25 protein-coding genes are annotated in these 22753 nt (G+C 64.4%); 17 read left to right on the top strand and 8 right to left on the bottom strand.

All coding sequences use genetic code 11. The features are described 5' to 3' along the window. The first annotated feature begins 18 nt into the window (after positions 1-18). From GEMMAAP_RS18985 to GEMMAAP_RS18975, 3 genes are read left to right on the top strand one after another with little or no spacing between them, the layout of a single operon-like run. A complete protein-coding gene (locus GEMMAAP_RS18985; RefSeq protein WP_053334608.1) occupies positions 19-1671 on the top strand; it encodes a serine/threonine-protein kinase in 1653 nt (550 codons plus the stop codon). A gap of 13 nt (positions 1672-1684) precedes the next feature. Then, a complete protein-coding gene (locus GEMMAAP_RS18980; protein ID WP_043581778.1) occupies positions 1685-2908 on the top strand; it encodes an MFS transporter in 1224 nt (407 codons plus the stop codon). 29 nt (positions 2909-2937) lie between these two features. Beyond that, complete coding sequence (locus GEMMAAP_RS18975) at positions 2938-3354, top strand: SRPBCC domain-containing protein (RefSeq protein ID WP_026850982.1); 417 nt, start codon at positions 2938-2940, stop codon at positions 3352-3354. 29 nt (positions 3355-3383) lie between these two features. On the opposite strand, the gene GEMMAAP_RS20410 is transcribed toward GEMMAAP_RS18975, so the two are convergent. Next, positions 3384-3500: a ribbon-helix-helix protein, CopG family gene (locus GEMMAAP_RS20410; RefSeq protein WP_145979248.1), complete on the bottom strand. Its 117-nt coding sequence runs from the start codon at positions 3498-3500 to the stop codon at positions 3384-3386. Positions 3501-3747: 247 nt separating this feature from the next. Here GEMMAAP_RS20410 and GEMMAAP_RS18970 point away from each other — a divergent pair, with 247 nt between their 5' ends. From GEMMAAP_RS18970 to GEMMAAP_RS18950, 5 genes are read left to right on the top strand one after another with little or no spacing between them, the layout of a single operon-like run. After that, the gene (locus tag GEMMAAP_RS18970) at positions 3748-5196 is read left to right on the top strand and encodes an MBL fold metallo-hydrolase (protein ID WP_158514933.1); all 1449 of its coding nucleotides are present in this window, start codon (positions 3748-3750) and stop codon (positions 5194-5196) included. Positions 5197-5219: 23 nt separating this feature from the next. After that, complete coding sequence (locus GEMMAAP_RS18965; RefSeq protein ID WP_043581777.1) at positions 5220-6206, top strand: S41 family peptidase; 987 nt, start codon at positions 5220-5222, stop codon at positions 6204-6206. 23 nt (positions 6207-6229) lie between these two features. After that, a complete protein-coding gene (locus GEMMAAP_RS18960) occupies positions 6230-7345 on the top strand; it encodes a sensor histidine kinase (RefSeq protein WP_053334607.1) in 1116 nt (371 codons plus the stop codon). Further along, positions 7338-8177 carry a LytR/AlgR family response regulator transcription factor gene (locus GEMMAAP_RS18955; RefSeq protein ID WP_053334606.1) on the top strand — a complete coding sequence of 280 codons (840 nt, stop codon included), beginning with the start codon at positions 7338-7340 and terminating at the stop codon, positions 8175-8177. The genes GEMMAAP_RS18960 and GEMMAAP_RS18955 overlap by 8 nt, the downstream gene beginning before the upstream one ends. Positions 8178-8232: 55 nt before the next feature. Then, positions 8233-8847, top strand: a complete 615-nt coding sequence (locus tag GEMMAAP_RS18950) for a hypothetical protein (RefSeq protein WP_158514932.1) — start codon at positions 8233-8235, stop codon at positions 8845-8847. Positions 8848-8887: 40 nt separating this feature from the next. On the opposite strand, the gene GEMMAAP_RS20700 is transcribed toward GEMMAAP_RS18950, so the two are convergent. From GEMMAAP_RS20700 to GEMMAAP_RS18940, 3 genes are read right to left on the bottom strand one after another with little or no spacing between them, the layout of a single operon-like run. After that, entirely contained in the window at positions 8888-9034 is a 147-nt protein-coding gene (locus GEMMAAP_RS20700) for a hypothetical protein (protein WP_158514931.1), read from the bottom strand. Then, positions 9027-9365 (bottom strand): ribbon-helix-helix protein, CopG family, encoded by a 339-nt coding sequence (locus GEMMAAP_RS18945; RefSeq protein ID WP_026850977.1) that lies wholly within the window; start codon positions 9363-9365, stop codon positions 9027-9029. Before GEMMAAP_RS18945 ends, GEMMAAP_RS20700 begins: the two co-directional genes overlap by 8 nt. A 55-nt stretch (positions 9366-9420) precedes the next feature. Further along, positions 9421-10605, bottom strand: a complete 1185-nt coding sequence (locus GEMMAAP_RS18940; protein ID WP_043581776.1) for a serine hydrolase domain-containing protein — start codon at positions 10603-10605, stop codon at positions 9421-9423. Positions 10606-10700: 95 nt separating this feature from the next. Here GEMMAAP_RS18940 and GEMMAAP_RS18935 point away from each other — a divergent pair, with 95 nt between their 5' ends. Then, the gene (locus GEMMAAP_RS18935; protein WP_043581775.1) at positions 10701-11273 is read left to right on the top strand and encodes a pentapeptide repeat-containing protein; all 573 of its coding nucleotides are present in this window, start codon (positions 10701-10703) and stop codon (positions 11271-11273) included. A 9-nt stretch (positions 11274-11282) separates the two neighbouring features. Here the strand turns inward: GEMMAAP_RS18935 and GEMMAAP_RS18930 are convergent, their stop codons facing one another. Continuing rightward, positions 11283-11789, bottom strand: a complete 507-nt coding sequence (locus GEMMAAP_RS18930; protein WP_202969166.1) for an acyl-CoA thioesterase — start codon at positions 11787-11789, stop codon at positions 11283-11285. A 101-nt stretch (positions 11790-11890) separates the two neighbouring features. Further along, a complete protein-coding gene (locus tag GEMMAAP_RS18925) occupies positions 11891-12940 on the bottom strand; it encodes an alpha/beta hydrolase (protein WP_026850975.1) in 1050 nt (349 codons plus the stop codon). A 40-nt stretch (positions 12941-12980) separates the two neighbouring features. On the opposite strand from GEMMAAP_RS18925, the gene GEMMAAP_RS18920 reads away from it, so the two are divergent. Further along, positions 12981-14633, top strand: coding sequence for a serine/threonine-protein kinase (locus GEMMAAP_RS18920; RefSeq protein ID WP_053334605.1), 1653 nt, complete (start codon positions 12981-12983; stop codon positions 14631-14633). Positions 14634-14794: 161 nt separating this feature from the next. Then, the gene (locus GEMMAAP_RS18915) at positions 14795-16141 is read left to right on the top strand and encodes a gluzincin family metallopeptidase (RefSeq protein ID WP_145979245.1); all 1347 of its coding nucleotides are present in this window, start codon (positions 14795-14797) and stop codon (positions 16139-16141) included. An 18-nt stretch (positions 16142-16159) separates the two neighbouring features. On the opposite strand, the gene GEMMAAP_RS18910 is transcribed toward GEMMAAP_RS18915, so the two are convergent. After that, on the bottom strand, positions 16160-18802 hold the full coding sequence (locus tag GEMMAAP_RS18910; protein WP_053334604.1) for a protein kinase domain-containing protein: 2643 nt from the start codon (positions 18800-18802) through the stop codon (positions 16160-16162). 311 nt (positions 18803-19113) lie between these two features. Here GEMMAAP_RS18910 and GEMMAAP_RS18905 point away from each other — a divergent pair, with 311 nt between their 5' ends. The 6 genes from GEMMAAP_RS18905 to GEMMAAP_RS18885 all read left to right on the top strand — a co-directional run bounded on the left by GEMMAAP_RS18905 (position 19114) and on the right by GEMMAAP_RS18885 (position 21837). Next, a complete protein-coding gene (locus tag GEMMAAP_RS18905) occupies positions 19114-20190 on the top strand; it encodes an NHL repeat-containing protein (RefSeq protein WP_026850973.1) in 1077 nt (358 codons plus the stop codon). Positions 20191-20209: 19 nt separating this feature from the next. Further along, positions 20210-20458, top strand: a complete 249-nt coding sequence (locus tag GEMMAAP_RS18900) for a hypothetical protein (protein WP_026850972.1) — start codon at positions 20210-20212, stop codon at positions 20456-20458. A gap of 3 nt (positions 20459-20461) precedes the next feature. Then, complete coding sequence (locus GEMMAAP_RS21090; protein WP_274519026.1) at positions 20462-20596, top strand: hypothetical protein; 135 nt, start codon at positions 20462-20464, stop codon at positions 20594-20596. Positions 20597-20644: 48 nt separating this feature from the next. Further along, on the top strand, positions 20645-21067 hold the full coding sequence (locus GEMMAAP_RS18895) for a hypothetical protein (RefSeq protein WP_026850971.1): 423 nt from the start codon (positions 20645-20647) through the stop codon (positions 21065-21067). Then, a complete protein-coding gene (locus GEMMAAP_RS18890; protein ID WP_026850970.1) occupies positions 21064-21285 on the top strand; it encodes a DUF4287 domain-containing protein in 222 nt (73 codons plus the stop codon). The genes GEMMAAP_RS18895 and GEMMAAP_RS18890 overlap by 4 nt, the downstream gene beginning before the upstream one ends. A 126-nt stretch (positions 21286-21411) precedes the next feature. After that, entirely contained in the window at positions 21412-21837 is a 426-nt protein-coding gene (locus GEMMAAP_RS18885) for a DUF1579 family protein (RefSeq protein ID WP_053334603.1), read from the top strand. Between the two features lie 142 nt (positions 21838-21979). Here the strand turns inward: GEMMAAP_RS18885 and GEMMAAP_RS18880 are convergent, their stop codons facing one another. Then, the gene (locus GEMMAAP_RS18880) at positions 21980-22561 is read right to left on the bottom strand and encodes a hypothetical protein (protein ID WP_026850969.1); all 582 of its coding nucleotides are present in this window, start codon (positions 22559-22561) and stop codon (positions 21980-21982) included. Positions 22562-22753 lie beyond the last annotated feature (192 nt).

The raw sequence follows: 22753 nt of genomic DNA, 5'->3' as shown, positions 1-22753 counted from the left end.
AGCGCGTTAGCTTTGCGCATGTCACAAAACGCAGTGCAGGGAGAATGGCTGACTGGCGCGGTGCTTCATGGCAAGTACCGCGTCGGTTCTCAGCTTGGCGAGGGTGGCATGGGCGCGGTGTATCTCGCCGAACATGTGGGCATCGGGCGTGCCGTGGCGCTCAAGGTGGTCCGTCCGGATCTGCTGGCGGACGCCACGGCAGCGGATCGTTTCGTACGCGAGGCCCGCGCCGCTGGTGGCATTCAGCATCGCCACGTGGTCAACGTCACGGATTTCGGCATCGATTGTGTAGCTGGCCACGATGTGGCGTATCTCGTCATGGAGCAGCTGCACGGCGAAACGCTTGAAGCGGTGCTTGAGGCGCGGCGCCGTCTCCCGCTGCCACAGGTGGTGGATATCGTTGAACAGGTTGCCGCCGCGCTTGCCGCGGCACACGGGCGCGGCGTTGTGCATCGCGATCTCAAGCCAGCCAACATCTGGTTGACTCCTGATGCGCGGGGCGGCTTTCACGTCACCCTGCTCGACTTCGGGATTGCGAAACTGCGCGACGACACCTTTGCGCGGCGTGAGCCAGGTCTGCCACCCTCGACCGTGACGCACGACGCCGGGAGTACGGCTACACAAGTTGGCGAATCCATTGGCACCCCTGCCTATATGTCGCCGGAGCAGTGCGTTGGTGATGACGTGGACCAACGCAGCGACATCTATAGCCTCGGCGTGGTGGTCTACCAGATGCTGGCCGGCACGCTGCCATTCCGCGGCGACACCATGGCGCTGCTGCGGCAACACTTCGTTGCGGAAATTCCACCGTTCCCTGCCGAGGCGGGGGTACCGGTGGAGGTGGAAGCGGTGGTGCGACGCGCGCTGGCCAAGGATCCATCGCAACGCTTTGCGTCAGCGCCACCGTTTGCCGCAGCACTGCGCGCACACGCGTCCAGCTTTGGCGAGAGCATGCGACGGGCGCTGGTCATGTTTGCGGAACGGATGCCGGAACTGTCCGTACTCGGTGCTTGCTTTGCGCTTCCCGGGTTGGCCGCGACCGCACTTGGCGTGCTGGGTACACTACTCCCTGGAATCGTGCAGCCGATGTGGTGGGTCATGGTACTGTTGTCTGCGTTGCTGCTTGCCACACCAGTGGCGATGGCGGGCATTGCGGCCATCTTTGGCGATGTCCGTGGGCGTCCCTTTGTGCCCATTACGTGGCAGGGGGTCGCACGCGCCGTCATCGGTAAAGACAGGGGGCAGCAGGCAAGCGGTTCAGTCGCACTCTATTTGGCGTGGGTGGGTACGGCGGTTCGGCTGTATGTGGCCACGAGTCGCGCCACCAAGGGGAACGCGACGAAGAACATGCTCACCTTTGTCGACCATTTCCGGCACGGTGGCGCGCGGAATACACCCGAGCGGCTGGATGCGATGGCGGAGGTCCTGCCAACGCGCGCCTTTGCAACCATGGCCGTTGCACAGTTTGCCGCGTTGGCACTCCTGCCAGCGGCCGCCGTGTTGGCGACGCTTGGTGTGACCTCGACATTAGGTATCTCTCCGTCCAGCGCATTGCCGGTCCTGGGACTGTTTGGCGGGCTCGCCTTTACGGCGGCGCTCTTTCTGCAAGTGTTCATTGCGCTGGTAGATGTCATGCTCTACGACCTCGCGTACGACATGACAGCGATGTAGCATCCTCTTGCCCATGCCTTGGAAACAGACAGCGGCGATCTTCCTCACCAGTCAGGCGCTGTCGCTCTTTGGCACGGCGCTGGTACAGTACGCCCTCATGTGGCACGTCACGCTGACGACCAAGTCGGGCGTGCTCATGACGGTGTACATACTGGCGGGCTTCGTGCCGGCCTTTCTGGTGTCGCCGTTTGCGGGGGTGTGGGCCGACCGACATGATCGCAAGCGCGTGCTCATGCTGTCTGATGGCAGCATTGCCGTGGTCACGCTCGTCTTGGCGTTGGTGCTGCAGACCGGGGGGCAGTCACTCACGCTCATCATGATCACGGCGGCCGTGCGGGCAGTGGGGCAGGCCATTCAGCTGCCGGCAGTGGGCGCCTTTCTCCCGCAGTTCGTCCCGGCCGACCAGCTCACGAAGGTGAACGGTATTTCCAGCACCATTCAGTCGGTCACCTTCTTTACCGCGCCGGTGCTGGCCGGGTTCTTGATGTCGGTGTGGCCCCTGCAGTGGGTGTTCCTGCTGGATGTGGGTACAGCCACGGTGGCTATTGCGCTGCTGGTGTTGTTCGTGCGGGTTCCGCCCCACGAGCGGGCGGGCACTACGCAGACGGTGTCGTACTTTGACGATTTGCGCGCCGGCTTTGCGTACGTTCGCGCGCATAAGTTCTTCGTGTCGTACTTCGCCTACATGGCGGGGCTGCTGGTGCTTGTGGCGCCGGCGGCCTTTCTCACGCCGCTGCAGGTCACGCGCACGTTCGGGCCCGAAGTGTGGCGCCTGACGGCGATTGAAATGGTGTTTTCGGTGGGCATGATGGCCGGCGGCGCCATCATTGCCACGTGGGGCGGGTTCACCAACCGCGTGTACACCATGTTTCTCGCCACCGGCATCATGGGTACGTGCACGGTGCTACTCGGCGTCATGCCAACATTCTGGGTGTATCTCGTGCCCATGGGTGTGTTCGGCATCGGGCTGCCGTTCTACAACACCGCCGCCATGGTGCTGGTACAGGATCAGTCGGACCCAGCCATGATCGGGCGCGTGATGGGGGTGTTCAGCATGCTGCAAACGTCCATGATGCCACTGGGCATGCTCCTCTTTGGTCCCCTGGCCGAAGTGGTGCGTATCGAGTGGCTGCTCGTGGGGACGGGGCTGGCCATGCTCGCGCAGTTGGCGTGGGTGTCGCGCAATCGTACGCTGGTCGAGGGGGGCGTTGCCGTTCTCCCCAATAACGTCGCATAAATCAACCTCCACCCTCAGTCACCGCATCCATGAAGATTACTGTGTCCACCGACATCAAGGCTCCAATCGCTGAGGTCTGGCGCTTCTACAACTCACCCGAAGACATCAAGGTGTGGAACACCGCGTCTCCGGATTGGCACACCACCGCCTCTACGGTGGACCTTCGCGTTGGTGGCACGTTCTCATCGCGCATGGAAGCGAAGGATGGATCCTTCGGCTTCGACTTTGCCGGTCAGTATACCAAGGTGGAAGCACCCAACCTCATCGAATACGAATTCGGCGGGCGATTCGGTCAGGTGGTATTCACGGAAGGATCGGAAGGGGTGACCGTGACGGTCGCCTTCGATGGCGAAGACACGCATTCGGAAGAGCAGCAGCGTGCCGGGTGGCAGGCGATTCTCGACAATTTTGGTCGTCACGTACTGGCGTCTACCCACCAGAGCTAGCCGTACAGCGAATCTCACTGGGGGAGCCTTTACGACCCTTCGTGCGCCACGAATCGCCGCAGCGCTTCGCCCAGGATCCAGCTCCGTGACCGCCCCAACGTGGCGGCCAATGCATTGGCCGCCGCGAGATCCTCTGGCTTTGACACGATGTGCGAGAGAGGCGGAGACGTTCGAAAAGCAGACGTCCCCAGACCGCGTGGCGATCGTTGGTGAGGAGGTTGGCGACCGGAACGTCGTGCGGCAGCCGATCGCCGTGCCCACAAGGGCTTCACCCAACGTCAAGCCGTGCATTGGCGTCATCGCTCCGGCCGTCCATCCCATGCGCGACACCACGCGCCATGAAGGACGCAATGTAGGTCAGCGCATGTGACCTCTACCGCCGGGATGCCTCCTATGCCGACGTCAGTTCCATCTCCCTTCCTGTCAAATTGCCGCGCGATCGTCACGATCGCGCTGGCACTGCTCACTGCCCATGTGCGCCCCAGCATGGCGCAGACGGTTGCCGCCCCGCCGCCGCCGCCACCTCCGCCAATCGGCACTCTTCATCGCGCGGTGGCGACAGCGAACGGCTACGATGCCAACGCGTGGTGGATTGAAACGGCACACGACCTTGTGCTGATCGACGCGCTGATGCTGCGGTCTGATGCACGTGCGTTGGTGGCTGCGCTCCGGACCACGGGAAAGCCGCTGCGCGCGGTGTTCATCACGCACGGACACGCCGATCACTTTGGCGGGCTCTCGACCGTTCGTGCCGCGTACCCGGGGGTTCCCATTGTCGCGACGCGTGCCACCAGCAACGGCATGCGCGTCGTACACGAGCAAGGGATGGCCTCCAACGGCTGGCTCCGGGCGCTCGGCACCGAATACGACAGCACGTTGCTGGTCCCCGATCGCATCGTGAACTCCGGTGATACCCTGCGCATGGCAGGCCTCACGTTCATCGTCCGCGACTACGGGCCGTTGGAAGCGCAGAACAACAGCGTGATCGCCGTGCCGGAGCTCAACGCCGTGTTCACCGGCGACGCAACCGTACACGGGGCATCGTTCTATGTCGGGACCGAGAACGCGCAACATGCGTTGACGGCGCTCCCGCGGGTGCTCGCCGACCATCCCGGGAAGATGACCGCGTACGCCGGTCACTATGGCCCGCGGCCGCTGGATCGCACCGTTGCCGACAATCTCGACCAAGTGCGCCGCCTGCACGCGACCGTTGCGCTCGTGGGCTCGGATCCGGCCAATCGCGCACCCAACGGGGATCTCACGCCGCCGGCCAAGCGTCAGCTGCTGCTGCTGACGGCGCTCCAGACGGCCGAGCGCGGTGACTACGGCGTTGGTGCCGTTGGGATGGCCCGGTTCGAGTTGCCCGCCACGATCGCGGCGTTCATTGCCGACTCGACCCGCCGCACGCCGCCGCAGACCCTCGCCGTGCGGGACGCGATGCGTCCGTTGCTGTTCCTCGCTGGCCACTACGACATCGGCGACATCACGGTCGGACTTGGTGGTCTCTATCTAGACGCGACCGTGGAGACATCACGCTACCGCTATCAGCTGACGTTCTCGTACGACCACGTGCAACGGCGCTATCGGGTCGTGTCCCGCGATCAGATCTCCGGACTCCTCGACGTCTTTGTGGGCGCGCTCGAGGCCGACGGATCGCTGGTCCTTTCGAATGTGGAGCCGGGCACGCACTACTTGGACGCGGCGGGTGCCAAAGTCTTCAATCGCATGCGTTTCACGCCCAAGCAGGAAGGTTGCTGGATGTGGGTGGTGGAGACCGGTCGCGGCAGCGGTGAGTGGACGCAGCCGTTGGAGCAGCAGATGTGCCGGCGGCCGCTGTCATGAGGGCGCTCCGTGTTATTTCCCTGGTGCTCGCTACGCTCGTTCCGGTGTTCGCTGAGGCGCAGACCGACTCGCTCGCCGACATCCGCCAAGCACCAGCGGCCATTACCGCAACGCTGCGCACGCACCTGTTCGACCCGCGCGTCCTCGCATCACCGGCGGGTCTGGCGACGTCGCGTGCCGTGGACTCGCTGGCACGGGTCGTAACTTCTCGCCGCGAGTTCTTCACGGGGTTCAACCGTCTCTGGGCGAGTGGACCGACGTCGCACGTGCGACTCGCCCCGGCAACGATGAGCGCGGCGGCAATGACAGCGTTTGTTGACACCATGCGGGTCGGCGCCCAGGGTATGGCGCTGCGCTGGGATGGTCGCATTGCCATCCTCGAGGTTCGCACGATGAATGGCCAGGACACGCGCGAGCGCATCAGTGAAGCGTTTGCGGAGATCGTGGCACGCGGTGCCGAGGGGCTGATCATCGACCTGCGACAGAATGATGGTGGGGCGTTTGCGGTCGTGCCGCTCGTCGGGCACCTGCTCTCCGCACCGGTAGAGGGCGGGGTGTTCCTCGGCCGACTCTGGACCGACAAACACGACCGAGTTCCCACGAAAGTGGAGCTCGCTGCAATCGAAGCGTGGACAGGGTGGTCACTCGCGCGGTTCTGGGGTGACATTGAGTCGTCGGGCATTCTGCGTATCCGCTTCGCGCCCATGGCCCCGCGCTTCGGGGGGCCGGTCATGGTCCTGACGAGCCGCCGCAGCGCCAGCGCGACCGAGATGGCGGTCGATGCCATGCTGGCCGCCGACAGGGTCACCGTTCTCGGCGAACGAACGGCCGGGGCGATGCTGTCGCAGCGGGTGTTCGATGTGTTGCCAGGTTCGCAGCTGTGGGTCCCAATCGCCGACTATCACTCGACGCGTATGGGACGCATCGAAGGGGTCGGAATTGCGCCGACCAAAGCGATGCCAGCAGCGATGGCGCTGGACTCGGCCCTCGCGCGCCTGCGGAGGCGCTGAGCGCATATTTATCCGCACAGCCCATGACCTCCGCCTCCTCGCTGCCGCCGACCACGATGTCTGCCTCATTCGCCGCAGTGCTCCGAGCCTTGCCGGTGCACCTCGCGGCGTGGGCTGCCGTCGCGACGGTGCACGCCGCCTCGGTATGGAGTGACGCGTTGCGTCGCAGTCGCACGCCGGATCTGTCGCAGCTGTTCGGAGACTATGTGCTGGCGTATGCACCGTGGGTGCTGTTCAGCGCTACGCTCCATATCCTGCACAAACGCGTGCGACCGCCGTGGCGAGGGGTCCTGCTCCTGTCGTGCACGTTCTTCGGCGTTGAGCTCGTATATCAGGCGTGGTTGATCGCGCGGGATGCAGACCTCAGGCCAGCGAGCGTTGCGGCAGCGCTCTGGGAGATGCCCATGATCTTTCGCCTGATTGACCTGGCCCTGCTCCTGGCGACGAACGCCGTGGTGTACGCCATCGTGGCCATTCGCACGCAACGCGAGGCGGACGCTCAGGAGCAACGCCTGCTAGCCGATAACCTTCGCCTCCGTCTGGCGCTCGAGGAGCAGCGCCTGAACGGACTACGCGCGCAGCTCGAGCCGCACTTTCTCTACAACGCGCTGAATGCCATCAGCGGTCTGGTGCGCGGCGACGACCGGGGGCTCGCGCTTACCGCGCTCCAGCAGCTCAGCCGTCTGCTTCGATACGCAACCACCGCCGTATCGCGCGACTGGGTCCCGCTCAGCGACGAAATCGGATTCTTGCAGGAATATCTCGCCTTGCAACAGTTGCGCTTCGGCGACCGACTGGTGGTCACCTACGATGGTCTTGAGAGCGTGAGCGCTGATCACGAATCGCTGGCGTTGTTGCTGCAGCCACTCGCCGAGAATGCCATTCGCCACGGGGTGGAGCGGAGCGACACAGTGTCGGAGATACTCGTCCGCGTTGCCGGGGACACTGGCGGAACGACGGTGCTCGTATCCAACAGCGTGCCGGCTGGCGCCCCGCCCAATCCGGGTCTCGGCGTAGGGCTGCGCACGCTCCGCGACCGCCTCGACGTTGGGTACAAGGGGCGCGCATCCATGAAGACCACGGTAATGCCCGACCGCTTTGACGTGTGCTTGACCCTGCCAGTTCCCCACGATGACTGACGCGCGACTGGACGCTGTCGGGGCATCGAGCACGCCACTTCGGGCACTGATTGTGGATGATGAGCCACTCGCGCGGCTCAACCTGCTACGTGCGTTGGCGGCGTTCCCCCGCTGGCGTGTTCAGGCAGCCTGCGCAGACGCGGAGAGTGCCCTCACGGAAGTCGCTCGCGAGATGCCGCATGTCGTCTTTCTCGACATCCGCATGCCGCGCACCTCGGGGCTGGTCCTGGCACGGCGGCTTTCGGAGTTTCCTGCGCCACCGCTAGTCGTCTTTGTGACGGCCTACGAGAACTACGCGGTGGCGGCATTCGAGCTTCACGCGCTTGACTACCTGATCAAGCCGTTTGACGATGCTCGACTGTCGATGGGACTGCAACGCATTGAATCACTGCTCGATCTCCGGGCCGAGGCGGCGTATGCCGTCGCGCTCCGCGGCTTTCTTGCGGACGAAGGACCTGACTCACCGCTTCCGACCGATGGCGTACTTGCCGGTGAGCGGTACCTGCAGCAGTTCAGCGTCAAGTCGGTCGGTCGTCTCGATCTGGTCCGGGTATTGGACGTGCGCTGGATCACTGCCGCGGGCAACTATGTGGAGTTGCATCTGGAGGGGCGAAGTCTGCTGCACCGCGTGACACTTGCGGCGCTTGAGGCGCGGCTCGATCCGTCCGTGTTCCTTCGGGTACATCGTCGCGCGATCGTGCGGCGCAGTGAGTGTAAGTCGTTGTCGGTCACCGGCGACGGAACCTACTCGCTCAAGCTGATGAGCGGCGCTCGCGTTCCGGTCAGCGAGCGATACGTCGCGCACCTGCGCGATTCGATGGCGCAGCGGTGACTCCGTCTTCTCATTCCGGCGATTTCCCGTGCCATCGGCATTCGAGAACTCTTGTATGACCAGATGCCACACTCACCGCTGGTTGCTGATGATTGCAACGGCCGCTTTGGCCGTGCCCTTGGGTGGTCTCTTGCTTGGCCCGCAGGCGTACGCGCAAGGCGCAGCGAGTCGAGTCTCGGCGGACCGTGAGTGCGTCGGTCGCAGCGCCGCCGGCCCTACCGAACTGTCGCAGTACGACTTTCTCGTGGGCGACTGGGACGTGACGGTCACGATGCCGAGGTCGGGTGGTCAACCGCTGGTATACCAGGCGACGTGGCGCAATTGCTGGATTGCCAACGGCTACGTGCTCATGCAGGAGTGGCGCGACCCATATTCCACCGGCATCGAACTGCGATCGTTCAACCCCGAAACTCGCACGTGGGATGGTCACAACCTGTACGTACCGACACCAGGCGCCTGGTATGTGAACGAATCGGTGCGTGCAGGCGACAACATGGTGGTGACGACCCAGTCTCGCGCGCCCGATGGTGCGCCCATTGTCAAGCGGGAGATCTACTTCGCTATTGAAACCCGACGATTCGAGATCCGCACCGAGGTGTCGCTTGACGGGGCCATCACCTGGAGGCCGGGCGGTTATCGTCTCGTCGCCACTCGACGGAGTCCGTCGTGATGCGAGTGGGCGTGTGTGTCGCGTCATCGCACGCGGGTTCTCATGCTTCGTCGCGCGTTTGTGGCATCGCTTCCAGCACGAGGATATCGGCGGCGTCCTGAGGGCGTCCGGTGCGCTTCGATGCAATCAGCGTCTGCAGCGAGGCGGTCGGGATGGGAATGCCCTCCACCGTGGTGGGTTCAGTCACCACTGGCCCGCTCGCGTCGCCAGGCAACAAAATCGTCGTAGCTCGCAGAACGCAGGGGCTGCTCCATGCGCACGGGTGCGACATCACCATGGGCGGTCAGCTCACGCTCCGCCTCACGCAGGCGCTCCTCGGCGGTGAGTGCGAGGTCCCGACGCAGCTGGGCCGCCCGCGAGGCGTCGAGGTCGTGGCTGAGCCGTTCGTGTGCCACGAAACGCCGGAGCGCTTCGCTCAGGATCCAGCTCCGCGACCGCCCCAGCGTGGTGGCCAGCGCATCGGCCGCCGCGAGCTCCTCCGGCGGAATGGTAATGGCGATCTTGGCGGCCTTGGTCATACCGAATCAAACCGCATTCAAAATTGAAGAGCCCGCTAGCTGGGGAATCGGGTTCCTAGCGCCGCAGCGGCTCCACTACGCGGTCCCACCCGTACGCCCGCGCCACGCGTTCCGTGAGCTCGGCGATGACCCGGCCACCGACACCCCCGTTCGTCATCACCACGAGGCCATAGCCGTGGCGCACGTGTCCCTCGACGTTGGCGGTGAACCCCCAGTTGCCGCCGCTGTGGTGGAAGTACCAGCCCTCACCGCGGTAGCTCAGCATTGGACCGACGCCGAACGCGCCGGTGCCGACTGGCGTCAGCATCTCGCGAGCCGCCGCCTGAGTGAGTACCGCTCCTTGAGGTCCGCGCGCGGCGCGCTGAATTTCGATGACGAATCGCGCGAGATCCTCCGCGGTGGTCCAGAGTCCCGCCGCCGACTGTTCGGGATATACATGCCACGGAACGTCACCCATGCGGCGGCCCTGCGCACTGTGCGCATGCGCGAGCCGAGCGTGCAGGGAATCGGGGGCGGGTTGTTCAAAGCCGCTGTTGTTCATACCCAGGGGGGCGAGCACCATGTCGCGCATCCACCCGGCGAAGTCGCGCTGCGTGAGGTCCGTGAGGGCGAGCTGCACGATGGTGCTTCCGCCCCCGGAGTACTTGAAGCGCGCGTACGGCGCCCGCGCGAAGGTAACGGCACGGACATTCGTGGGCCCTTCACCCTTGAGGATCTGCACCAACGTGGGGCGCGGCGCGCCGGGATCGTAGCCGGGAAATCCCAACCCATCGTCGGCGCCCGACGTGTGCGACAGGAGCGAGCGCCACGTGACCTTCTGTGAGCGCGTGAACTCCGAATCGGGGACACGCCACGACCGGAGCGTGGCGTTGATGTCGTCATCGAGCGAGACTTTCCCGTCCTGCACCAGTCGCATGACGGCGAGTGCGGTCACCGGCTTGCTGATCGAGGCCGCCTGAAAACGCGTGCGCGCATCGACACGCCGGCCAGTGGCGGCATCAGCCACGCCGTACCCGCGGGCCCAGTGCACGGCAAAGTTGTGGATAACCGCAACGCTGATGCCCGGCGTATTGGCACGCGCGAGCAGTTCGTCCAGCGTGAGTCCGGCAACACCGGTATCGCCCGCGATGCGGGGCGATTCGATGCGCGCGCGGAGCGAGTCGGCCGACTGCGCCGATGCGACGGGCACGCCGGTGACGGCGAGCAGGGCGAACAGGAGGGTATAGGGGCGAGTGCGCATGTACCGAATGTGGGGCCAGATTTGCTCGTGTGCCACTGTGCGGCCTCCTCCCGCCGCATGGACTCGCGCGTTACCCCGCGCTATTCTCACTCGACATGGCCAAAACCGACTGGGAAGGACACGACATCTCCGGGCAGACCCACAGCGGCGTGACGTTCACGGACCTCGACTGCACCGAAGTAGTGAATCGCGGTGCCACCTTCACCGACTGCACCTTCCAGCGGTCCACCTTCAACTGCTCGGTGCACACCGACGCGGCGTTCGTGAACTGCACGTTCACCGGTTGCTCGTTTTTCGACACGCGCTTCACCGAGTGCAAATTCGTGGGCAGCAATTTCGACCGCTGCACCTTTGACCTCATGCAGGTGGTGGGCGGCAATTGGTCGCATGTGGGGCTGTCCGGCGCCGACCTCACGCGCGCGATCGTGCGCGGCACGCGGTTGCGCGAAGCCGACTTCTCGCGCGTGCGCTGTCAGGAGGGCTCCATCCGCGACGCCGATCTGTCGGGGGCCGATTTTGACGGCGCTGATTTCACCGACTGCGATTTGCGTGGCAGCGATGTGAGTACCCTTGATCCCGCCCGCGTCCGGCTCAAGGGGGCCATCATCGACCTGCAGCAAGCGCTGTCGTTGGTGCAGGCCATGGGCCTCGACGTGCGGGCTGACTGAACGGCCCGTTTACGCTCCGGCCGCGTTGGCTTCCAGCAACGCCTTGTCGTTCACGAAGAGTGCGGTGACCCACTCGGGCGCGGGCATGGGGCCGGTGGCGCCCATCTCCTGCAGCAGCTCCGCCAACGCCATGGGTACGTCACGCTTCCAGATGAGTGCCCGCGTAATGCCCAGCGCGCGCAGCTCGCCACGCTGTTCGAAGCGGTGGATGTGGTAGATCCACTTGTCGTCGTACCCGGCCAGCTCGAGCTCCACCGAAAAGCGCGTCCACACCTTGAGCGGCTTGCGGTAAATGAGCTTCTGTGAACCCAGCGTGGGCGCCAGTCCTCGGCGCATCATGGCCTCGAAGAGCGCCGAGCGCGCGATCATTTCCCAGCGGATGAAGTCCATGTACATGGGGTACTTCGCCGCGGTCATGACCCGGAGGCCGTCGCAGTCGAACAGGCGCACACGGAAGGTGCGCCGAATGGTGTCGTGAAAGCGCACCCGCGGCAGTGTGTACCGCGACACAAGCATGCGCCCGATGGTGAACCAGTAGTGCAGCACCTGTTTCCCGATGTTCGTGTGAGCTGGCCAAAAGGTGGCAGGAGCGGAATGCGTGGTGTTCGAACAGCGGCTCAGCTGTCTGTGAGCCGGGAATCGTTGGGGATACGGTGTCGCGGCGCCGCCCACGCGCTCCCGAAGAAGAACTGCAGCGGCAGGTGCAGGCGCGCCGCCCACGAGTGTTCGTGGTGCACGCCATCGGGGAAGCTGAATTGCAGCAGATCGACCCCCAGCTGATAGCCGCGCTGCAGCAGCAGATCACGCATGGCGTTGGTGGCGTCGAAGTTATCGCGTGGCCAACCGCTGTCGAGGTAAATGGCAATGTCGCGGCGAGGCTCCTCGGCAATGCGCACAAAAAGATCGTCCAGCAGGCCGAAGGTACTGGAAAGACAGCCGGCCATGCCGAAGTGCTCAGGGTATTGCCAGGCGAGATAAAGGGATGCCACGCCGCCAAGTGAGGAGCCCATGACGGCGGTGTGCCGCGCATCGGTGTAGCTGCGCAGAGCGGCATTGATGCGGGGCTTGAGCTGCTCCACCACGCACCGTCCGTAGGCGTCGTACCCGGGGTGGGTATAGTCGCGCATGCGGTCGGCCGGGGCGATGCCCACAACAATGGTTTCGCCCACCGCGTTCATGCGGTCGAGCTGATCCATGGTTTCGTCCACGCGCCACTCGTTGCCGCTGAACGCCTCGTTGGGGAAGAAGAGATTCTGCCCGTCCTGCATGTAGAGCACCGGGTAGCGATGCAGGGTGTTCTCGTCGTAGCCCGCGGGAAGGTAGATGCGCACGGCCAGCGTGCCGCCCTCGAAGGTCACGTGCTCGATGTCGGTAATGCGGCCGCGTTCGTCGGCAAAAAAGTAAGGCCGGAGCTCGGGGTCAGGCTCGTAGGCACTCACCACGGTGTTGCCCCCCTTGGCCCAGTGCAGCGCCGAGTCGCGGAGCAGCACCGGCTTCATGGCCAACGTGGGGGCGGTAGCGGGGACCGTGAACCACGACGTGTGTTGCTCCACCCGGACCGGAAGCAGCGTGAGGTCCCAGTCCGCCTCGGTGCGGAGGGCGATTTGGCCCTGCGAGGCGGGGTAGGTAACGCGGATGGTGCGCGAGGGCGTGGGGGTGTGGGGCACGGGGCCAAGATAATGGTGGCGCGCCGACTTAGCTTTGCGCATGTCACAAAACGCATGGCAGGGGGAATGGCTGACTGGCGCGGTACTTCATGGCAAGTATCGTGTCGGGGCACAGCTTGGCGAAGGCGGCATGGGGGCGGTGTTTCTCGCCGAACATGTGGGCATCGGACGCGCGGTCGCGCTCAAGGTAGTCCGTCCGGACCTGCTGGCCGATCCTGCCGCCGCCGAACGATTCGTCCGCGAGGCGCGGGCGGCCGGTGGTATTCAGCATCGCCACGTGGTCAACGTGACCGACTTTGGGGTTGACCGAGTGGATGGTCACGACGTGGCGTATCTCGTCATGGAGCAGCTCCACGGCGAAACTCTGGAGGCGGTCCTTGAGGCGCGCCGTCGTCTCCCGCTGCCACAGGTGGTGGATATTGTCGAACAAGTTGCGGCTGCGCTCGCGGCCGCTCACGGGCGCGGTGTGGTGCACCGCGATCTCAAACCGGCCAATATCTGGTTGACGCCAGATGCGCGGGGCGGCTTCCACGTGACGCTGCTCGATTTCGGGATTGCGAAGCTGCGCGACGATACATTCGCGAAACGCGAGCCGAGCCTGTCACCGGTCGCGGCGTCGCACGAGCCGGGAAGTACAGCCACACAAGTTGGCGAGTCCATTGGGACCCCCGCGTACATGTCGCCCGAGCAGTGCGTTGGTGATGACGTAGACCAGCGCAGCGACATCTACAGCCTCGGGGTGGTCGTCTACCAGATGCTGGCTGGTGCCCTGCCATTTCGCGGGGACACCATGGCGTTGCTTCGGCAACACTTTGTCGCGGAAATCCCACCGTTTCCAGCCGAGGCGGGGGTACCAGCAGAGGTGGAAGCGGTGGTGCGGCGTGCGCTGGCCAAAGATCCGACGCAGCGCTTTGCGTCGGCGCTACCGTTTGCCGCCGCACTCCGCGCGCACGCGTCCGGATTTGGCGAGAGCATGCGCCGAGCGCTGGTCATGTTCGCCGAACGAATGCCGGAGCTTTCCGTGCTTGGTGGCTGCTTTGCGCTCCCCGGATTGGCCGCGACTGCGATTGGTCTGCTTGGAACGCCACTGCTGATTTTCGTACAGCCCCTGCTTTGGACAATGGTACTGCTCGCAGCGATGCTTCTCGCGACGCCAGTGGCGATGGCGGGCATTGCAGCCATCTTCGGCGATCTCCGCGAGCGGCCCTTTGTCACCGTAACGTGGCAGGGTGTGGCACGCGGCGTCATCGGCGATGTCAAGCATCGTGAGCTCCGCGGGAACGTCGCGCTCTATCTGGCGTGGGTTGCAACGGCGGTTCGCCTGTATCTCGCCACCAGTCGCAGCACCAAAGGCAACGGCGTGAAGAACATGCTCACCTTTGTCGATCACTTCCGGCACGGCGGTGTGCGCACCCCAGCCGAGCGGCTGGATGCCATGGCAGAGATAATGCCCAAACGTGCCTTTGCGACGATGGCCATTGCGCAGCTTGCCGCGTTGGCGCTTCTGCCAGCCGCCGCCATCCTGACCACCCTTGGTGTGACGTCGCTATTGCGTATCCCCATTTCGAGCACGATGCCGCTGGTGGGGCTCGCTGGCGGACTCGCCTTTAGCGGGGCGCTCTTTCTGCAGGTATTCATTGCGCTGGTCGATGTCATGCTCTACGACCTCGCGTACGACATGACGGCGGTGTGATTGGTACCGGCTATGGTGATACACGAGGGCTCAGCTGGCATCCAATGGCCTGCTGCTTGCAACTCCGAAGGCTGACGCGAGCCCATACGGCTTGCCGATTCGATACCCGTCGTAGCCAAGGAGTAGCATATCACATCAGATGAACAAGGACGCCGTCGCTGATGCCTGCACAACCATTCGACGCCACGTGGTGTCTACCCGGGATGCACGCCACCCTCTGCCCCGTCCGCCGGTTCGCCGCCGTTGCCCTGATTTCGATCTGGTCCACGTCCGTCTCGTCGCAGACCGCCCACTCAGGATCGCCGCCGGTGGTGGCTGCGACGTACCGGGGCGCTGTTCAACTGGACCCGTCCTCAGGGGCCCTGAGCAGTCGCTGGGCGCTGCACCTCACGCGGCATGCGGCTGACAGTGTGGTGCTCCTCTTCAATTCGGGGTTCGGTACGCTTCGCGTAACCGGAGATGACGTGGTACGATTCACCGTTGACACGGCGCGCGGGCTGCGCCGTCTGCACGTGGCGCTGCGTTCATCGCCAACACCCCGTGATGTCCGCCTCGACGTGGTGGCGGACGGCACACTGCAGCTGGACGACGACGGAATCAATTCAGTATCCACCAGCTATACGGAGCTCAGCCTCGACAGCTTCTGGTTTCCGGTGCTCGATGGCTTTCCCGACATCACCGGCGAACTGCAGCTCACGCTGCCGGCATCACTGGAGATCGTGGCTAGCGGTACGGTGTTGCGGGCAGCTTCCGCGCGCCGTGGGTGGCGCACCACGTCCATCACCAGCACAGTACCGCTGCCCGACTTCGCGTTTGTCGCGGCGAAGTCACTGGCAATAGTAAGTGCCACGCGAGCGCGCGCGGTTACCTCGACGGCCGACACGTCGCTGGTGCGGGCCCTGCTCAACGTGACAACCGACTGTGCCGACTACCTGGTGTCGCGCTACGGTGCCGGGCAGACCATGCCCGCAGTGACCATCGTGCTCCCGCCGAGGATCGGGCCTGGCTACGCGCGCAAGCACTATATCGTGGTGCCGGTGGGCGAGTGGCAGGGTGCCGCCAGCGAGGCGGCCGCGCGTGCTGAGCGGCAGACCAGCTTTGTCTGCCACGAGTTGGCGCACTACTGGAGCTCCGGTGCAGTGGCCAACGGCCCCGAGAACTGGCTGAATGAAGGGTTCGCCGAATTCGTATCAGGGCGAGCCGTGCGGACACTGCGTGGCGACAGCGCGTATGCGCTGGTGCAGGCGCAGTGGCGAACGCGAGCGGCGCGTGCCGGCGTGGTATGGAGCCCCTCCGCCAGGGAGCGTCCAACAGCCAACGCGGCGTACGGCAAGGCGCCGCTGCTGCTTGCCACACTCGAAGAGCGCATTGGTACGCCGGCCATGGAGCAAATTCTGGTGCAGTTCATGACACGTCCGCTGCGCACAACGCCTGCGGTGCTTGCGATGATTGCGGCTACAACAACACCAGAGACGGCGGAGTGGTTGGCGCTTGCCCTTGGCAAGTGAAATCGCATGGGAGCCACATCACTTGGGCGCACGCCGGCGCAGCTCGTCGAACCAGTTCAGCACCACCACGTTGGGCGTCGCCTCCAGGCGCTCGATCGGGGTGACCAGCAGGAAGCGCGAGCCATCGGGCGCCACGTCGTAGCCCACCGTGCGCCCCTGTGATGTGCGCCCGGCGTCGGCGAGGCGGAAGAGCAGCACCGGAGCGCCCGCCTCACCGCTGGCGGGTTCGAACGGCACCGCGTACACGGCCGAGCCTTTACGGTACACGAGCTCACGCCCACCCTTCGTGAAGCGCGGCTGGTCGCCGCCGTTGGCCGACACCTGGCGGCGACCGCCACTGCCGTCGAGTGCTCGAACAAAGACGTCGAAGGTGCCGGTGGGATTCATTTCGCCCCAGGCGAGCCAGCGGCCGTTTGGAGAGATATCTGCCGTGCGCTGCTCGACGGCGCCTGTCTCGACGGGCCGCTCCGTGCCGCGCATCAGATCGCCGAGCAGGAGCTGACTGTTCATGCCGATCTGTGCGTAGGCGACCGTGCGCCCGTCGGGCGACACGGCGAGAGGGACCTTGTCGTTGGGTGACGTCAGCGCAACCGAGGCCGCCGTTCCGTCAATCGGCTGCCGGTACAGATCGTACTGCGGCACTTCGCGTGCGAGCAGCAGCGACCGGCTGTCCGCCATCCACACCGGCGAAAACGACACCCCCTCCGCACGGGTCAGCTGCGAGAGCACACGTCGCGCGTTGTCATGCAGCCACACCTGACGCTGTGGATCAAGACGTGTGACGGCCAGCCAGCGGCCATCGGGGGAGAGGCGAGGTTCTGCCCAGCCGCCCACCTCGGCGATGGCGGGCTCGATGCGCCCGGCGCGGTCGGCCCATACTACGCGGCTCTCCGCGCGCCACTCTGAGGCCCGTACGTAGGCAAGCGTACCGGTGCGCGAAACAGCATAGCCTGCGGTGCCGTTCGTGACGTTCATGGCGACGTCTTCCAGCACCACCACCTCTGCCCCGGTGACCCGCTGCGAGCTCACGTCGAACGGCACGGCGAAGACGGTGTTGTCGCGCGCGTAGAGCAGGTGACCGCTGTCGGCGTAGCGCGGGAAGATGGCGCCCTCCACGAGCACGGTGCGCTTGCCGCTCTCGAGGTCCACCACTTCGATTCGCGAGCGAGCGAGTGGTGTGGCGTAGCTGTTGAAGAGCACCGCGCGACCGCCGGGCAACGCCTGCGGGTACCAGTGTCCGAACTCGCCGCGTGCGGTATCCAGCGTCGTCAGCCTACGTACCGACCGACCAGCCGCATCAATGAGCTGCAGCCCGACGCGATTCCGCACAACGATTGCGCTACCGTCGGGCAGGATGGTGAAGCCCAGAGGACTGGCGGTGTCGCTGACCACCGTGGGCGGACCGCCGGCCACGGGCACACGCAGGAACTTCCCCCGCGAGCTGAAGTAGAGCGAGGCGCCATCGGGGGAGAAGTCGATGTCGCGCGCTCCTTCCATTCCTGCAACCGGGGCCATTACCGCCCGGCCGAGCTCGCGCAGGATGACTCGATCAACGCCGTCATCATCACGCACGACCTGGGCGATGCGGCGACCGTCGGCCGAGATCGCGACGTTTGGCCAGTCGGACTGCGAGAGGATGGGACGATAGGCGAACTCAACGCGCTCGGTGATCCCCGTCTCGTGCGCAGTGGACGCGCGGAAGGCCCACGCCGTTGTGCCGGCGGCAACCACCAGGCTCGCGATCGCGACGGCGCGCCACGTGCGGGTCGCCCCCGTTCCAGGCGCGCTGCGTGCGCCGCCACCAGTGTGCGTGCGCATTGGTGCCGCCTCGTTCGCCGACATCGCGGCAGCGAACGCCGCAACGTTTGCGAAGCGGTCAGCCGGCAGCTTCTCCAACGCGCGCGCTACTGCATTGGCAACCGACGGCGGTACCGTGCGCCGCACCGTGGATACATCAGGCGCCGGCTCGGTGATGACCTTCATGATGGTCTGCTGCGCACTTGCCCCCGCGTACGGCGGTGAGCCGGTCAGCATCTCGTACAGCACGATCGCCAACGCGAACTGATCGCTGCGCGCGCTGATCTCCTTTTCCGCCGTTGCCTGCTCCGGGCTCATGTACTGCGGCGTGCCAAGCGAGAGCCCCGTCTCGGTCATGCGCCCGCCAGCGGCCGCAGTGACGGCGAGGGCGATCCCGAAGTCGGTCACCAGTGCTCGCCCGCCCTGCAGCAGGATATTCTCCGGCTTGATGTCGCGGTGAATCACGCCGCGACTGTGCGCGTAGTGCAGCGCATCGGCGACTTCGGTAGCGATGCGCACCGCCTCCTCCACCCCGAGTTGCCGCTCGCGGTCGAGGCGGCTGCGCAACGTCTCGCCGTCGATGAACGGCATCACGTAGTACAGGAACCCGTCGGCGTCGCCACTGTCGAAGAGTGGCAGGATATGCGGATGCTGCAGCGCCGCGGTCGTCGTAATCTCCACCACGAAACGCTCGGCCCCGAGCACGGCCGCGAGTTCTGGCTTGAGCACCTTCACCGCGACCTTGCGCTTGTGCTTGAGGTCCTCGGCGAGATACACCGTGGCCATCCCGCCCTGCCCCAGCTCACGCTCAAGGCGATAGCGGTCGGCCAGTGCGGCGGCGAGGCGGTCGGGGGTGGGGCTCATTGGGCAGGAAGCTAAGGCGCCGCGCGAGCTACAGCGAGCCAGCGCCAATGGCCCACCATCAGGTCCACGTTCCTGGCGAGTGCGAGGCTCGCCCCCACTCTTCCGTTCGACGCATATTAGCGCACCACCCCTCGTGTGACGGCGTCATTTGCGGATGGATTCAGCGGTGCGTCGGGCGGTCGTTCCCCCAAGGGGTGTACGCACGCCCGACGTGCCAATCATTGCTGTGACTCCGGCTGTTCAACAACGCCCCTCTTTCGTCAGATCGTATGCCATCGCGTACCACTGCCACACTTTACGTTGCGGCCCTCGTGAGTGTCGTTCTTGCCGAGCGACTCGCTGCCCGCGCGGTCACTCCGGCGGGACCCCGGGCTCCCACCTACGAGGTCGATCCCAGCTGGCCAAAGATCCCCAAGCAGTGGACCCTTGGACAAGTGTCGGGGGTTGCTATTGACGAACGGGACCACGTGTGGATTCTGCAGCGTCCGTGGTCGCTAGGCACGGACGAAGTGGCGCTGAATGCTGAGGCTGAGTGTTGTACGGCCGCGCCACCAGTGATGGAGTTCACGCCGGAGGGGGAGTACGTCCGTGGGTGGGGCGGCTCAGGCACTGGGTTTGAGTGGCCAGCCGACGAGCATGGTCTCCACGTCGATTACAAGGGAAACGTCTGGCTGTCCTCGGCCGGCGGGCCCCGGCTCCCCCAGAAGACCGAGAATCAACTGCTGAAGTTCACACGGGACGGCAAATTCCTGCTGCAAATCGGGCATCGCGGGGCCAGTCGGGGGAGTCTCGACACTGTGAATCTCAACAATGCTGCGGACATGTTCGTGTATCCGCCAACGAACGAACTGTTTGTCGCGGATGGCTATGTGAACCGTCGCGTCATCGTCTACGACGCCGACGCGGGTACGTTCAAGCGCATGTGGGGGGCCTACGGCAATCGTCCCGATGATCAGGTCTCGAATATGCAGCAGCCAACCGGGGCAGGAGCGTTGCAGTTCAACACGGTACATGGCATCCGCGTGTCAAATGACGGGCATGTCTATGTGGCAGATCGCCTGAACAATCGCATTCAGATTTTCTCACTGCAGGGGAAGTTCGAACGCGAATTCTTCATTGAGCGGCGCACGAAGTTGCTCGGCACCGCATTTTCCATCGCATTCTCCGAGGATGCGGAGCAGCGCTACCTTTATATCGCCGACGCGGGGAATGGGCGGATCCGCCTGTTTGATCGGCAAACGCTGCAGGAGGTTCAATCGTTTGGCCGCATAGGCCGGTACGCCGGGCAGTTTGTATTCCTCCACAACGTGGCGGTCGATTCCCGCGGGAACGTATACACGTCGGAGGTGGGTGGTGGTCGTCGTGTGCAGAAATTCATACGTCGGTGACAGGTCAGCGCCGCTTCTGATGCCTTCACTCAACCTTCCCCGCAAGCCGGTGGTCGTGGGCATCTGCCTGACGGTAGCGGCGCTGCATCTCATCACCGGGCCCGACTACTGCGGACCGTGGCGCGTATTCGTTACCGGCTATCTGATTGATCTGGTGCTTCCGTTCTCGCTCGTATTGCTGCTTGGCGTGGGGGCTGAGCATTCGCCAACGCTTCGCCGGCCGGCGCTACGGGCAACAGCCGTTATCCTCTTCGGCGCGGTCGTTTAGCTGATGCAGTACCGTGGCCTTGCCGTGTTCGGTCGCACCTTTGACCCACTCGATCTCGTCATGTACGCTGCGGGGGCTATCGCCGCGCTGGGGTTTGAGCGCGTGGCATTCCCGCCATTCTCGTACACAGGCGACTGACCGTATTGGTTGGCCCCCACCCTCTCATATCATACGAAGGAGACTCGCATGAAAACCTATCTGGAGCCCACGCAGGACGCCGGACGCGAATTTTTTACTCGTGGCATCACCGGCCCGGTCGTGATGCTCAATCTGCTGCGATTTCGCGCCATTGCGGATTATTCGGCCACGCCTGCGCTGGCACCGGAGAGCGCAATTTCCGGGGAGGCCGCCTACCAGTTGTACATGCAACACACTCAGCCCTATCTCGAGGCGTCAGGTGGTGAGCTCCTGTTCTTCGGCAAAGGGGGACCGTTTCTCATCGGCCCCACTGATGAACGTTGGGACGCCGCCATGCTCGTGCGGCAGGCCAGCCCGGAGGCGTTTCTAGCGTTCGCCTCCAATGAGGCCTACCTGACGGGCCTTGGTCACCGCCTCGCGGCCATCGAGGACTCGCGGTTGCTGCCATTACTGGAAGGGATGGATCGATGAGTGGGAACCAATCGGATCAATCCCCCAAGGGCCCGGCGTCCTACTTCCCCTCCATCGAAAAGAAGTACGGAAAGCCAATGGAATTCTGGCTCGATCTTGTGCGCAGCCGCACCGGCATGAAGCACATGGAGGTAGTGAGCTGGCTGAAGGCAGAGCACGGGCTGGGGCACGGACATGCCAACGCGATTGTTGCGTATGTGTTCGCACAAGCGAAGTAGTTCTGCTCACGCCCCACATGGTGCGGCCAATTCCGTGGCCGCTCCACGTGCCCATCGCTGGTGCAACGCCCCGTGCCGGATTATGGATGGGCTTGCGCTCTTTTTAGCGGTGTGTAGGATCGCAGCATGATTCCTACCTCCCATCACGGCCGTTTCGCCGGTCCCAACCGGCTCTGGTTCATGCCGGGCACACCGGCCCATCTCTCGGACGGCACGCTCGTCGTTTCCGCAGATCGCGTGTCCGTGAGTTGGGCGCACGAGGGCACACCAAAGGAAGGCGAGCTGGTGCTTCGCGGACCAAGGGCCTCGTGCCGAGGCGACTTCACCGACACGTTCCATTCGGTGAAGCCGATGGTTCTGCATGGCCACACCCAAGGCCACGCCGTTGCGTTGTACGGTACCTATCCCGCGGGGGATGGGTCGCCGGATTGGGGCTGGCGCATTGTCCTTGACTGGTGCGACCCGGACGCCTTCACGTTTCGCATGTTCAACGTGCTCCCCGATGGCCAGGAAGCACTCGCCGTTGACCTGCGCGGCGCACGCGTTGGCTGAGTTCGCGTGATGGTTTCGCGCGAACCCCCATGATATGGGACTCCTGACCATCTGCATCGCCTCGCGTTTCCGTCAAAAAAGCCATCGAGCGAACGAGCGGCCTGAGCTCGACGGGGCTATGAGTGCAGACGCTGGAAAGGCGTCAGCCGATGAACCCTGGCCCCAGGCTGTCGATGTATGACTGCGACGCGGGATACGTGGAGAGCAGCTTGGTGTTTCCGCCCGCCCGTATGCAGATCACGTTGTAGTACACCTCCATGGGCAGCGCAGTGGATGCCCCGGAGGCCCCCAGCCCCGATTCTCTTTTCGTGGGGTAGCTGAAACCGGCATAGCCTGTCGGGATCCCGGTGATGAGCAGGCACTTCTGGCCCACACTGTCATCGGCCGATACGACTTTGTAGTCGGTGCTCTGCCGCAACGCGAGCTGGAGGATCGTGGCTTCATCCTCCTTGGTGGCCGCCACGACACCGGGTACCTGCACGATGTTCTTGACCTCGCCCATCTGGGTCCAGTTGATCTTGCCCATTTTTGTGCCCTGCTGTTCGTCCACCATCTTGCGCTTCATGTAGAAGCTCTTGGGGCGGTCCGCGTCCAGATTGGTGTGTGTCGGCGTGATGTGGTCCGATGCATGGGTGTCCAGCATGAACTCCATCTTGGCCTTGAGGGCCTGAAAGTCCATCGTCCTGAACGACTGCACCGCTGACTTCATCTGTGATTCGGTCATGACAACGATCCTTGCAGGGGGCTGGCAGAAGAGCAACGTCGGGAGAAGGTACGGCAAGACGTCCTATCTGCATAGGTGCGGGCGATCCGGCGAGTTCCTCCAATTGGCCACGCTGCATTCTCGTGAACCAAACGGTTGCCGTTGCTCTTTATTTGAGGAGCAGGCCTCGTTCATTGCCTATCCCGCGTTGGC

This window comes from Gemmatimonas phototrophica (genome assembly GCF_000695095.2).
GTDB lineage: Bacteria > Gemmatimonadota > Gemmatimonadetes > Gemmatimonadales > Gemmatimonadaceae > Gemmatimonas > Gemmatimonas phototrophica.
The sequence above is the reverse complement of the archived record's forward strand: the minus strand, read 5'-3'. Positions and strand labels throughout refer to the sequence as shown.